Annotated in this window: 12 protein-coding genes; 9 read left to right on the top strand and 3 right to left on the bottom strand. The window is 57.1% G+C overall.

All coding sequences use genetic code 11. From position 1 onward, the window contains the following. Positions 1-195: 195 nt before the first annotated feature. Entirely contained in the window at positions 196-489 is a 294-nt protein-coding gene (locus OK409_RS21035) for a hypothetical protein (protein WP_010670559.1), read from the bottom strand. A gap of 482 nt (positions 490-971) precedes the next feature. Between OK409_RS21035 and OK409_RS21030 the strand changes: the two genes are divergently transcribed. The 4 genes from OK409_RS21030 to OK409_RS21015 are packed head-to-tail and all read left to right on the top strand — an operon-like array spanning position 972 to position 4,376. Then, the gene (locus OK409_RS21030; protein ID WP_371006286.1) at positions 972-1,862 is read left to right on the top strand and encodes a metal ABC transporter substrate-binding protein; all 891 of its coding nucleotides are present in this window, start codon (positions 972-974) and stop codon (positions 1,860-1,862) included. Next, positions 1,859-2,674 carry a manganese/iron ABC transporter ATP-binding protein gene (locus OK409_RS21025; protein WP_033760777.1) on the top strand — a complete coding sequence of 272 codons (816 nt, stop codon included), beginning with the start codon at positions 1,859-1,861 and terminating at the stop codon, positions 2,672-2,674. The genes OK409_RS21030 and OK409_RS21025 overlap by 4 nt, the downstream gene beginning before the upstream one ends. A 2-nt stretch (positions 2,675-2,676) precedes the next feature. Further along, positions 2,677-3,537, top strand: a complete 861-nt coding sequence (gene sitC, locus OK409_RS21020) for an iron/manganese ABC transporter permease subunit SitC (protein WP_264367477.1) — start codon at positions 2,677-2,679, stop codon at positions 3,535-3,537. Then, on the top strand, positions 3,537-4,376 hold the full coding sequence (locus OK409_RS21015; RefSeq protein WP_022624541.1) for a metal ABC transporter permease: 840 nt from the start codon (positions 3,537-3,539) through the stop codon (positions 4,374-4,376). Before sitC ends, OK409_RS21015 begins: the two co-directional genes overlap by 1 nt. Positions 4,377-4,396: 20 nt before the next feature. Here the strand turns inward: OK409_RS21015 and OK409_RS21010 are convergent, their stop codons facing one another. Beyond that, a complete protein-coding gene (locus tag OK409_RS21010) occupies positions 4,397-5,290 on the bottom strand; it encodes a LysR family transcriptional regulator (RefSeq protein ID WP_010246903.1) in 894 nt (297 codons plus the stop codon). Between the two features lie 439 nt (positions 5,291-5,729). On the opposite strand from OK409_RS21010, the gene OK409_RS21005 reads away from it, so the two are divergent. The 5 genes from OK409_RS21005 (at position 5,730) to OK409_RS20985 (ending at position 11,230) form a co-directional block, all read left to right on the top strand. Next, entirely contained in the window at positions 5,730-6,218 is a 489-nt protein-coding gene (locus OK409_RS21005) for a (2Fe-2S)-binding protein (RefSeq protein WP_264367476.1), read from the top strand. Further along, entirely contained in the window at positions 6,215-7,207 is a 993-nt protein-coding gene (locus OK409_RS21000; protein WP_264367475.1) for an FAD binding domain-containing protein, read from the top strand. Before OK409_RS21005 ends, OK409_RS21000 begins: the two co-directional genes overlap by 4 nt. Then, a complete protein-coding gene (locus tag OK409_RS20995) occupies positions 7,204-9,588 on the top strand; it encodes a xanthine dehydrogenase family protein molybdopterin-binding subunit (protein ID WP_264367474.1) in 2,385 nt (794 codons plus the stop codon). Before OK409_RS21000 ends, OK409_RS20995 begins: the two co-directional genes overlap by 4 nt. Before the next feature lie 95 nt (positions 9,589-9,683). Continuing rightward, positions 9,684-10,250, top strand: a complete 567-nt coding sequence (locus OK409_RS20990) for an NTP transferase domain-containing protein (protein WP_264367473.1) — start codon at positions 9,684-9,686, stop codon at positions 10,248-10,250. Beyond that, on the top strand, positions 10,247-11,230 hold the full coding sequence (locus tag OK409_RS20985) for an XdhC family protein (protein ID WP_033768803.1): 984 nt from the start codon (positions 10,247-10,249) through the stop codon (positions 11,228-11,230). The genes OK409_RS20990 and OK409_RS20985 overlap by 4 nt, the downstream gene beginning before the upstream one ends. Here OK409_RS20985 and OK409_RS20980 read toward each other — a convergent pair. Beyond that, positions 11,219-12,325 carry an ABC transporter substrate-binding protein gene (locus tag OK409_RS20980; protein WP_207253927.1) on the bottom strand — a complete coding sequence of 369 codons (1,107 nt, stop codon included), beginning with the start codon at positions 12,323-12,325 and terminating at the stop codon, positions 11,219-11,221. The genes OK409_RS20985 and OK409_RS20980 overlap by 12 nt on opposite strands. Between the last annotated feature and the right edge of the window lie 18 nt (positions 12,326-12,343).

Here is a 12,343-nt window from a genome sequence, read left to right as displayed (position 1 = left end):
CATCTTTGCAAAACTTGTACAGAATTTTGGGTTTTCGGGATTAATTTTTTTGTGCAAAAAGTGCTAAGGCTTTTAAAACAGGGTGTTACGAGGAGTTTGTAGCGAGGTAAAAATTGTACCAGATTCTTGTATCATTCACACCCCACCGACGCTCCGACCTGAATATTAAGGCCGGAGAGGAACGGCACACATGGATTAGTGTTTAAAGAAGATGTCATCGGCAGAGACAGGAGCAGCGGGCTCTTTGCCAGTGGTTTTGGCAAGCCAGTTCGCCGGGGCGGTGCTGCGGGAACCGATGGTTTTGAACCCCATCAGCCATTGAAGCGCATGCTGCATCTGCTCAAGGCGAGTCTCATTAACTTCAGAGTCAGCCATGACCCTTAGTTCATTAATCAGCAGTTCAACATTCACTTCCTGACCGGCATTAAACAGGTTCATTGCGGCTTCGCCAATGATGACATTCGCTTTTTCGTCGCTGGAAAAATACAAATTATCCTCCTGGGTGATTGCGGTAAGTAACATTAACTGTAGCAAAAAAATTTACGAAGCTTAATCAATTCAGCCTATCAATAAGATTATTTTAATTGTCGGTCTGCTATGCGTGTCATGTGAGTGCCGCCAGGTGTCAGAACGCTTTTCGGTCAATTGCACAGCCAGGATGGGCTTTTTGTAATCCTGTTATCGTTCCTGCGGTTTACTCAACCACAGATGAGAAAGGCGTAAAACCCGGTTATAGCTATACATCACGCTTTCCATAAACTTCCCATCATTGAAATTAAATTTCTATATATCAACAAGTAAAGCGATTCGCTTACAAAACTTCACATTCGGGCCCGGACGCTGAAGAAACTTCACAACCCTTCGCTGTTACAAAGGTATAGCCTGTGCTATAAAAAATAGCCTATGCTAATTATGTTCTGTTTTTAATCACCTCTGGAGATCGCCCTATGGTCCCGAAAAGAAAAATAACCATGATGCTACTGAGTGCGCTACTGACAACCCTGATGGCGACCAGCAGCTATGCAGCAGAAAAATTTAAGGTAGTGACGACGTTTACGGTCATCGCTGACATGGTAAAAAACGTGGCGGGCGATGCGGCCGAAGTCACTTCCATTACCAAACCGGGTGCTGAAATACACGAATATCAGCCGACGCCCGGCGATATCAAACGTGCGCAGGGTGCGCAGTTAATCATGGCGAACGGGCTTAATCTCGAACGCTGGTTTGAGCGTTTTTATCAGCATCTGGATGGGGTGCCGGAAGTGATTGTCTCTGCCGGGGTAAAACCGATCGGCATTGGCGAGGGGCCTTATAACGGTAAACCGAATCCGCACGCCTGGATGTCTCCGGACAATGCGCTGATCTATGTCGATAATATCCGTGATGCGCTGGTGAAATATGACCCGGCGCATGCGGAAACCTATCGTCAGAACGCAGCTGGCTATAAACAAAAAATCACCGCAGCGCTGGATCCGCTTCGCCAGCAGATTGCCGACATCCCGGAGGATAAACGCTGGATGGTGACCAGCGAAGGCGCATTCTCCTATCTGGCTCGCGACCTGGGCATGAAAGAACTCTACCTGTGGCCTGTAAATGCTGATCAGCAAGGCACGCCGCAACAGGTGAGAAAAGTGATCGACCAGGTGAAGAAAAATGCGATTCCGGCGGTGTTCAGTGAAAGCACCGTGTCGGATAAGCCAGCCCGTCAGGTCGCGCGGGAAACGGGTGCGCATTACGGTGGGGTGCTTTACGTCGACTCATTAAGCAACGCTCAGGGACCGGTGCCGACCTATCTGGATCTGCTCAGAGTCACCACGGAGACGCTGGCACAGGGCATTAAAGCGGGAGAGAAAGCGCAATGACAGACACCATCGTTGTTTCGGATGTCACCGTGACCTATCGCAACGGTCACACCGCGTTGCATGATGCCAGCTTCAGCGTGCCGGGCGGATCGATTGCGGCGCTGGTGGGCGTCAATGGCTCAGGCAAGTCAACCCTGTTCAAAGCGCTGATGGGCTTTGTCCGGCTCGCCAGCGGCAGCATCTCAGTGCTCGGCATGCCAACCCGTCAGGCGCTGCGTCAGAGTCTGGTCGCGTATGTGCCGCAGTCGGAAGAGGTGGACTGGTCTTTCCCGGTGCTGGTGGAAGATGTGGTAATGATGGGTCGCTATGGTCATATGGGCCTGCTGCGTCGACCGAAACCGCACGACCAGCAGATTGTCAGTGATGCGCTGGCGCGGGTCGATATGCTGGATTACCGCCATCGTCAAATCGGTGAACTCTCCGGCGGACAGAAGAAAAGGGTATTTCTGGCGCGCGCCATTGCCCAGCAGGGCAGCGTTATCCTGCTGGATGAGCCGTTTACCGGCGTGGACGTTCAGACTGAGGCCAGAATCATCAGCCTGCTGGGTGAGCTGCGCGATGAAGGCAAGACCATGCTGGTCTCAACGCATAATCTGGGATCGGTCACGGAGTTCTGCGATTACACGGTTATGGTTAAAGGCACCATTCTGGCCAGCGGCCCGACCCGCACCACCTTTACCGCCGCCAACCTTGAGCGCGCGTTCAGTGGGGTGCTGCGTCATGTAATGGTGAAAGGGCTGGACGATCAGATTATCACCGACGATGAGCGGCCTTTTATTGCGCCACGTACGGCACCTGAAGACGGAAACTGACCATGGAACTGTTACTGGAGCCTTTTAGTTATCACTACATGCTCAACGCGATGTGGGTCTCCGCCATGGTCGGCGGCCTGTGTGCGTTTCTCTCCTGCTATCTGATGCTCAAAGGCTGGTCGCTGATTGGCGATGCGCTGTCGCACTCCATCGTGCCGGGCGTAGCGGGTGCTTACATGCTGGGACTGCCCTTTGCGCTGGGCGCGTTTCTCTCTGGTGGGCTGGCGGCGGGCAGTATGCTGTTACTCAATCAGCGCACCCGCTTAAAAGAAGATGCAATCATCGGCCTGATCTTCTCCTCCTTCTTTGGTCTGGGTCTGTTTATGGTGTCGCTCAATCCGACCGCGGTAAACATTCAGACCATTGTGCTCGGCAATATTCTGGCGATTGCGCCCGCGGATATACTCCAGCTGGCGCTGATTGGCGGGCTGTCGATCATCATTCTGCTGTTTAAGTGGAAGGATCTGATGGTCACCTTCTTTGATGAGAATCACGCGCGCGCCATCGGACTGCGTCCTGAACGACTGAAAGTCCTCTTCTTTACCCTGCTGGCAGTCTCAACCGTGGCGGCGCTGCAAACCGTCGGTGCATTTCTGGTGATCTGTCTGGTGGTGACGCCAGGCGCGACGGCCTGGATGCTCACCGACCGCTTCCCGCGTCTGCTGATGATTGCCGTAGCGATTGGCAGTATCACCAGTTTTCTCGGTGCGTGGGCGAGTTACTACCTGGATGGCGCAACGGGCGGCATCATCGTGGTGGCGCAGACGTTGTTGTTCCTGCTGGCGTTTGTCTTTGCGCCCAAACATGGCTTGCTGGCTAACCGGCGTCGTGGCCGCCATCGTCCCGAAAAGGAGCCTGGCTGATGTGGATCTTTGAACCTTTCCAGTTCGCTTTTATGAACAGTGCGTTGCTGATTGCGCTGGTGGTGGCGATCCCCTGTGCGCTGCTGTCGGTCTTTCTGGTGCTGAAAGGCTGGGCGCTGATGGGCGATGCCATGAGCCATGCGGTATTCCCCGGCATCGTCCTCGCCTGGATGGCCGGGCTGCCGCTGGCGGTGGGTGCGTTTGTCGCAGGTCTGTTCTGTGCCGTTGCCAGTGGATTTGTGCAGGACAACAGTCGTATCAAGCAGGATACGGTGCTGGGAATCGTCTTTTCCGGCATGTTCGCGGTGGGATTGATCCTCTATATCGCCGTGAAGCCGGAGGTGCATCTTGATCACATTCTGTTTGGTGACATGCTCGGCATTACGGGCGCTGACATAATTCAGACCTCGCTTATCGCAGCGGTGATCGTTGGGGTCATTGCGGTGAAATGGCGTGATTTTATGCTATTCAGTTTTGATCCGCAGCAGGCACAGGTCTCTGGCTTACCCGCACGCTGGCTGCATTACGGTCTACTCTGCATGGTATCGCTGACCATTGTGGCGACGCTGAAAGCAGTAGGGATTATCCTGTCGATTTCCCTGCTGATCGCGCCCGGTGCTATCGCAGTTCTGCTTACCCGCCGCTTTTCACATGCGCTGCTGGTGGCGGTCGTGGTGTCGGTGCTGGTGTCGCTGAGTGGGGTCTATCTCTCGTTCTTTATCGACAGCGCGCCAGCACCCACGATCGTGGTGCTGTTTGCACTGGTATTTATTGTGGCGATGGTGATTTCAGGTCGCAAAACGCGGCAGCTGGAGCGCCAGCGGCTTAATGCCAGCTGACTGGCTATCGCGGCTGTCTCTCAACCGCGATAGCGCACCGCATCAATCAAACGTGTAAAGGCGCTGGTGTGCTGTCTGCGGCTGGGATAGTAAAGATAATAACCCGGAAAAGGCTCACACCAGTCAGCCAAAACCTGAACCAGACGGCCACTTTTAAGGTGTTCCGCAACGCTATCCTGCGGCACATAGCAGATCCCCATCCCGCTCAGTGCGGCATCAATGCGCGACGCGAGATGATTAAAAATTAACTGACCCTGCGTTTTGACCCTGATCTCCTTGCCATCACGCATAAACTCCCAGTTATAGAGGCCACCCAGCGTCGGCAGCCGCAGGTTGATGCAGTTATGATGCTGTAAATCATAGGGAGTCTCAGGTCTGCCGTGCTGATCAAAATAGCTGCTGGCTGCCACCACGCACATATTCCAGTCCGGCCCGATGCGTACCGCCACCATATCCTTTTCGACCTGCTCACCCAGTCGCACGCCTGCATCGAAACGGCCGCTGACAATATCGGTCAGACTGTTATCCACCGACACTTCAACATGGACATCGGGGTATTGCTGAAGAAAGGGCCTGAGCAGCGGCCAGAGTGTAGAGGTGAGCGCATGTTCGCCTGCGGTGATACGAATGTTGCCGGAGATTTTACCCTGACTGTCAGTGACATTGACCAGTTCAGACTCAATCTCGCTGAACAGCGGGGCGAGGGTAGTGATCAGCCGTTCACCGGCTTCTGTCGGGGCAACGCTGCGAGTAGTGCGCGTCAGCAACCGGACGCTAAGACGCTCTTCCAGAGCGCGAATCGCGTGGCTCAGTGCCGACTGCGACACACCCAGCTTCGCCGCTGCCCGGGTGAAGCTGCGCTCTTCTGCTACCACCACCAGATAGATCAGATCGTTAAAATTTTCTTTCAGCATAGGCCCTCTGACCTGTTTGATCGGTTATCCCGGTCGGGACAGGCCGATTTATCGACGTTAACTGCGGCTTCGCTACCCGACCTGCTATCAGACCCGAAATTGCCTTTCAGGGTTACACATTTCGCGGCAGGATTAATGAGGCGGACAGATAAACCCTATGAACGACGGCTATAAAAGCTTTTTTCAATAAAATCAATAAAATCATTTAGATGAGCGTTGTATGAACACATATTTATCCCGATTCAACCTCGCTCCGCCATTCAGATAACACTTACTTTTCCCTGCTTCCCCGCAAAATTGCCAAAAAGCTGCTAAACCTTAAAGCAGAGATACGCGCGTAAAGATTAGGGTTATCACGATTTTCCCCCGATTCGAACCCCGTCAGAAATAAACCTATAAAAAATTACATCTTTTGGCCCCCAACAATGGGAAGCAGACAATGTCGGAAAAAATATCGCTAACAATGCAGGTTAATGGTCAGTCGCAGCAGATGCAGGTCGATCCCCGTGTCACCCTGCTTGATGCGCTGCGTGAGCATCTTAACCTGACCGGCACCAAAAAAGGGTGCGATCAGGGGCAGTGCGGTGCCTGCACGGTACTGATTAATGGCCAGCGGGTGCTGAGTTGCCTGACGCTGGCGGCTCAGGCGGATGGCGCCGAAGTGACCAGCATTGAAGGGCTGGCTTCCACCGAAGGTGAGCTGCACCCGGTGCAGCGCTGCTTTGTGGAGAATGACGCCTTCCAGTGCGGCTACTGTACACCGGGTCAGATTATGTCCGCCGTCGCCTGCATCAAAGAGGGCCATGCGGGTTCAGAAGATGAGATCCGTGAGTATATGAGCGGCAACCTTTGCCGTTGTGGAGCATATCCGCACATTGTGGATGCGATTAAACAGGCCGCAGCAGAGATGGCGAAGGAGTCCGCATGAATGAATTCAGCTGGAAAGTCGCGCAGTCGCCTGAGGAAGCCGCAGCCCTGAAACAGCAGTCTGGCAGCCAGTTTCTGGCAGGCGGCACCACACAACTCGATCTGATGAAGTGCGGGGTCTTCACACCGCCGCAGCTCATCGGCATCACTGGATTGACCGGGCTTAAAAACCTGCAGTTTGACGACGATAAGATCACGGCCGGCGCGCTGGTCACCATGAGCAGCCTGGCGGATCATCCCGCCTGCCAGCAGAACGCGCCAGCCATCTACGGCAGCCTGTGGCAGGCCGCGTCACCGCAGATTCGTAACATGGCCACGCTGGGCGGTAATTTACGCCAGCGTACCCGTTGTGCCTATTACCGCGATCCGGCGACCTTTTCCGCCTGCAACAAACGCAATCCGGGTTCCGGCTGCGCCGCACTGGATGGCGTTAACAGCAATCATGCCATCCTGGGCGCCAGCGACAGCTGCATCGCGGTCTATCCCGGCGATCTGGCGGTGGCGCTGGTGGCGTTTGACGCCATCGTGGTCCTGCAGAATCAGCAGGGCGAAACCCGTCGCATCGCGATTGATGATTTCTTCCTGCTGCCGGGTCACACACCTGATCGTGAGCACGATCTGCGCGATGACGAAATTATTGTGGCCATTGAAGTGCCGCAAACCGAGTCACTGCGACACTCACACTACCTTAAAGTCCGTGATCGCAGCTCTTATGAGTTTGCTGCAGCCAGCGCGGCCGCAGGCTTCACGCTGGAGAACGGCGTGATGCGTCAGGTGCATATTGCGCTGGGCGGCGTCGCCACCAAACCCTGGCGGGTCAGGTCGGTGGAGCAGGCGCTGGAGGGCCAGCCGTTTAATGAAGAGACGGTCTTCCAGGCGGCAGAACGGATTACACAGGAGACGCAGGCGCTGACCCACAACGCCTATAAAGTAAAACTGGCGCCGCGTGTGATTGCACGTGCGCTGATGGCAGCAGGAGAAACCGCATGAGTGACGTAAATGACAAATCACGTCGGGAGTTACTGAAGGCGACGGCGGCGATCTCAGCGGCGGGCAGCCTGGGGCTGAGTATGCAAAGCGCCAGTGCCAGTGATACTGCCACGGCGGAACCAGAAACCACCGATCCGATTGAGGGACTGGGCGCCGGGCGCTCGCGGGGCGACGGCAAAGTAAAAGTCACCGGTGAGGCGCGGTATGCGGTAGAACATCAGCCGGGAAATCCGCTCTATGGCGTGGTGATCCAGTCTACTGTTGCCAGCGGCCGTATCAGCCGGATGTCTACGGAAAAGGCGCAGCAGGCCTCGGGAGTGGTGGCGGTTTATACCCATCTGAATAGCCTGAAGATCAACAAACCTACCGCGATTGCAGACGGCGGCGCGGCGCAGTCAACCTATACCCCGATTCAGGACGATGTGATTATTCACAACGGCCAGAACATCGGTCTGGTGGTGGCAGAGACGTTTGAGCAGGCAACTTATGCCGCCTCGCTGGTGGAGATCGACTATGAAACCTCGCCTGCATTGATTTTTGCCACCGATGAGGGTGTCGAACCGAAACCGGTATCGAAACAGGATATCGATATGGGCGATGCACAGGCGGCGATGCAGCAGGCCGAGGTGCGTCTGAGCCAGCGCTATACCACGCCGCGCGAATACAACATGCCGATGGAACCGCACGCCTGTGTCGCTGAGTGGCAGGATGGACGCATGACCGTCTGGGAGCCGAGTCAGTGGGTGGCAGGCGCGCAGGTGGAAATCGCCGAGTGGATGGGCATTGACGTTGAAAATGTGCGGATTATTTCGCCCTATGTCGGCGGGGGATTTGGGTCCAAGCCGGTGCCTTACACCCACGTCGCACTGGCCAGTGTGGCATCACGAGCGCTGAAGCGTCCTATCAAAGTGTCGCTGACCCGACCGCAGACCTTTACTGGTCTGGGCGGACGTCCCGCCACCTCGCAGCAGCTGGAACTGGGTGCCTCGCGTGACGGCAAAATCCAGGCGATTATCCAGCGCAGCTTCAGTGAAACCTCATTAATCGATGTATTTGCTGAGAACTGCAGCAAAGTCACCGCCCGCATGTATGCGGTGGGCAACGTCTCCGCCCAGCATCAGGTCAGGCCGATCAATACCGTGACGCCAGGCTGGATGCGGGCGCCAGGTGAAAACCCCAGCGCCTTTGGCTTGGAAGTGGCGATGGACGAGATGGCCTATGCCCTGAATATCGATCCCCTGGAACTGCGTCTGCGCAACTGGGCGGACAAAGATTATCAGCTCGATCTGCCGTGGAGTTCGCGTCGCCTGAAAGAAGCCTATCAGAAAGGGGCTGAGGCCTTTGGCTGGGATAAGCGCATTATGACGCCGCGGTCGATGCGCGAAGGGCGTGAATTGATTGGCTGGGGCATGGCCTCTGGCACCTATCCGGTCAACAAACTGCCTGCTGAGGCAAAAATCATCCTGACGCCACAGGGTAAATTTGTGGTGCAGTGCGCCGGTGCGGATATCGGCACCGGGACCTATACCATCCTGGCGCAGACCGCTGCCGACATTCTTGGCGTCGCCTCCACCACCATCGAGGTTCAGCTGGGTGATACCGAGCTGCCGCGTGCCGGTGTCGCAGGTGGATCGCAGCTGGCGGGCAACGTGACCGCGGCGGTGAACGATACCGCCAGACGAATGCGCGACCAGCTGCTGAAACTCGCCAGCGAGCTGCCACAGTCGCCACTGAATGGCACTCCGGCATCTCAGCTCACGCTGAAAGGCGACGGGGTTCAGCATAATCTGCGCAGCGGTATGGCGGTCTCATTTGCCCGGCTGGCAAGCCTGGCACCGGCGGAGAGTCTGACGGTGAAAGGCGGCACTTTCCCGGACGATCTGTCACAGAGCGAGCGCGACAAGATGGTGCGCAACCTTAATGACATGAGCCGCCCTGAAAAATTCTCGGCCCACAGCTGGAGCGCGCAGTTTGTGGAAGTGCGGGTCGATGAAGATTTCGGCACTATCCGGGTCAAACGGATGGTGGCGGCGCTCGACAGCGGTCGTCTCTACAACCCTAAACTGGCGCGCAGCCAGTGGATTGGCGGCATGATCATGGGCGTCGGTCAGGCGCTGATGGAAGAGGGCATCATCGATCCGCGCAATGGTCGGGTGATCAACAACAACCTGGCCGACTATCTGGTGCCGGTTAACGGTGACATCCCCAGCATTACTACCATTAACGTTGGCGAGCCCGATTTTGAGGCGACCACCATGGGCGGTAAAGCCGTGGGTGAGCTGGGTATCGTGGGCGTGGCGGCAGCGATCAGTAATGCGGTGTTCCATGCCACCGGCAAGCGGGTGCGCGACTTACCTATTACTCTCGATAAGATTATCTGAGCCTGTTCCTGACCTGCTGCCAGCAGGTCGATGTGAGGATATGCGGGCGCGGGCTGAAACCTGCGCCCGTTTTTCACGCCTGGTGGAGATAAAGAGTGAAGATAGCGTTGATTGTGCTGGCCGCCGGGCTGAGTCGCCGTTTTCGCCAGCAGGCGGGTGAGCATAAGCTGCTGGCCGATCTGAATGGCAAACCGGTGCTGCAACGCACGCTGGAGCAGGCCGCTGCCAGTGGTCTTGACCTGTTTGTGGTCACGCGCCCGGACGCCTCTGCGCTTAAGGCGCTCTGCTCGCAGGCTACCCTGGTGCTGTGTGACAGCGGCGGGCTGGGCGAATCGATCGCCGCAGGTGTCAAAGCCAGCCGTGACTATGACGGCTGGCTGATTGCGCTGGGCGATATGCCGTTTGTCACGCCTGAAAGTTACCGCGCCGTCAGCGCTGCGCTGGCGGACGCGCCGATCGTCAGGCCGTGGATTGACGGCAGGCCGGGCCATCCGGTGGGCTTTCAGCACCCCTGTTATCCGATGCTGAGCACGCTACAGGGCGATGCCGGGCCGCAGGCGGCGGTGAAGTCACTCGCCGTCCGGTTGCCGCTTCAGGATCGCGGCTGTTTGTGTGATATCGATCTCCCTGCTGATCTGCAGTTAATTAAGGAATTTTCATGATTACGCTGGATCAACGTGTGATTAATGCGGCACTGAGCAGCTGCCAGGCGGGTCAGCAGGTCTGGCTCTGCACGGTGCTGCGCACCTATGGATCTTCGCCGCGCGCGCCTGGCACCCTGATGACGGTCAACGAAACGGGTGCTTACTGCGGATCGCTGTCGGGCGGCTGCATTGAAGAGGACTTTCTGGCGCAGCTGGCGGCAGGAGCCTATCGCGCCAGCAGTCAGCGGGTGCGGTACGGTGAGGGCGGAATGCGTCCTGACGTCAGCCTGCCGTGCGGCGGCAGCCTGGAGATCGTCATTGAGTTTCTGCCGCCCGATGATGCCACGCTGGCGCTGCTGACGGCCATGCAGCGTGCGCTGAGCGGACAGCAGCCGATGGTGAAAATGATACGCACCGGCGAACGTGCACAGTGGGAAGTGATCGCCCCTGACAGGGTGTTGCCTGCGCTGGATGCCAGTGAGCAGCAGATGTTACTGCCGGTTGGTGCGATACCGGAACTGCTGATCGCGGGCTACTCGACTGTGGCATATGAGTGCATCCGGCTCGGGCAGATGCTGGGTTTTCACGTGCGGGTCTGTGAGCACCGACCGGAGATGCTGACGGAGCTGAAGAGCCACTTCAGCGCTGCGGACAACGTGACGCTGGTGTCACAGCATCCGGCGCGCTGGCTGGAGCTGAACGGCGCGCATGCAGCGGTGGCGATTGTGGCACTGACCCACGATCCCCGCATTGATGATCTGACGATGATGGAAGCGATCGCGACACCCGCGTTCTATATCGGCATCATGGGCTCGGCGAAAAACAGCGAGAAACGACGGGCGCGACTACAACAGATCGCCGGCATGGATCGTGCCGAACTGGACCGCATCCATGCGCCCATCGGCCTGCCTATCGGCAGCAAAACCCCGGCGGAGATTGCGCTGTCGGTGATGGCCGATATCGTCCGGGTGAAAAATCGCGGGCTATCAGCCGCCTGAGTCCGGCGTCGCCTCCGGTGCGAGCCGATAGAGGTAGCTTCCCGAATAGGGGATCGGCAGGAAATCACGGAACAGCTGCCGCAATGTCTGTTCAGGATCGACATCGCGGAACAGTTGCGGGTAGAGCGTGGTGGCGAAGAACTCTGTCGCTACCACGTGCCACGGACTGAGGTAAAAGTTGTGCCAGATTGCCCCGGCATGACCGTCCCGCAATGCCGTCAGCTGCTTCAGCGCATTCTGCTGACCGGTCAGCGCCAGCAGGCTCTGCCGGGTCTGCGCTGTTGTGACGGCGGGGCCGAGTTTTAAGGCTCCCGCTTCATCGGCGCTGCCGGTGCCGGTGGCGAAGTAAAAGTCTGGCTGTGCCGCAATCACACTCTCCTCACTCAGCCGTCCGAACACGCCTTTGATCTGCTGACTGGCGATGTTGTCGCCCCCGGCAAAGCGCAGCAACTCACCCAGATTGCCATTCACCGACGTCACGCAGCATTCACTGCGCCGCCCGAGATGCAGCTGCAAAAGAACTTTAGGTTTAGCACCGTGATAGCCCGCCAGTCGGCTCTCAATGCGCTGCATGTGGCTGCGGTAAAAGCGATTAAAATCAGCAGCCCGCTGGGGCTGATTCAGCACCTCGCCCAGCAGGGTCATGCTGCGCTCGGTATTTTTCAGCAGCTCAACCCGCAGATCGATCTTCACCACCGGGATATGCGCCGCGCTGAGCATCTTCTCCAGCACTGCTCCGCTTTCACTGCCGCGCGCCAGCTGCGGCAGGATCACCAGGTCCGGTTTCAGTGCGATCACCTGTTCGGGATTCATGTCATTGACGCCATCCAGACCCAGCACCGGAATTTCCTCCATCTGCGGAAACTTACTGGCAAAAATCTGCCAGGTCTGGGGATCATACTTTTTCAGATCCTGTGGCCAGCCAGCGATATGCTGCAGCGGATTGCCGGGTGTCAGCAGCGCGACGCTGTAGAGCATCCGGCTTTCACCCAGCACAATACGCTGCGGATGGTCGGGTATCTCTACCTTACGGCCGGTGATGTCGGTCAGCGTGCGGGCGTGTGCGCCAGCGCTGACCAGTATCACGCTCAGCATTAATAACGCACAGCGCAG

The sequence above is a fragment of the Pantoea sp. RG18 genome (genome assembly GCF_025910075.1).
GTDB lineage: Bacteria > Pseudomonadota > Gammaproteobacteria > Enterobacterales > Enterobacteriaceae > Pantoea > Pantoea agglomerans.
Note: the sequence above shows the minus strand (reverse complement) of the source record. Positions and strands in the feature narration are given on the sequence as shown.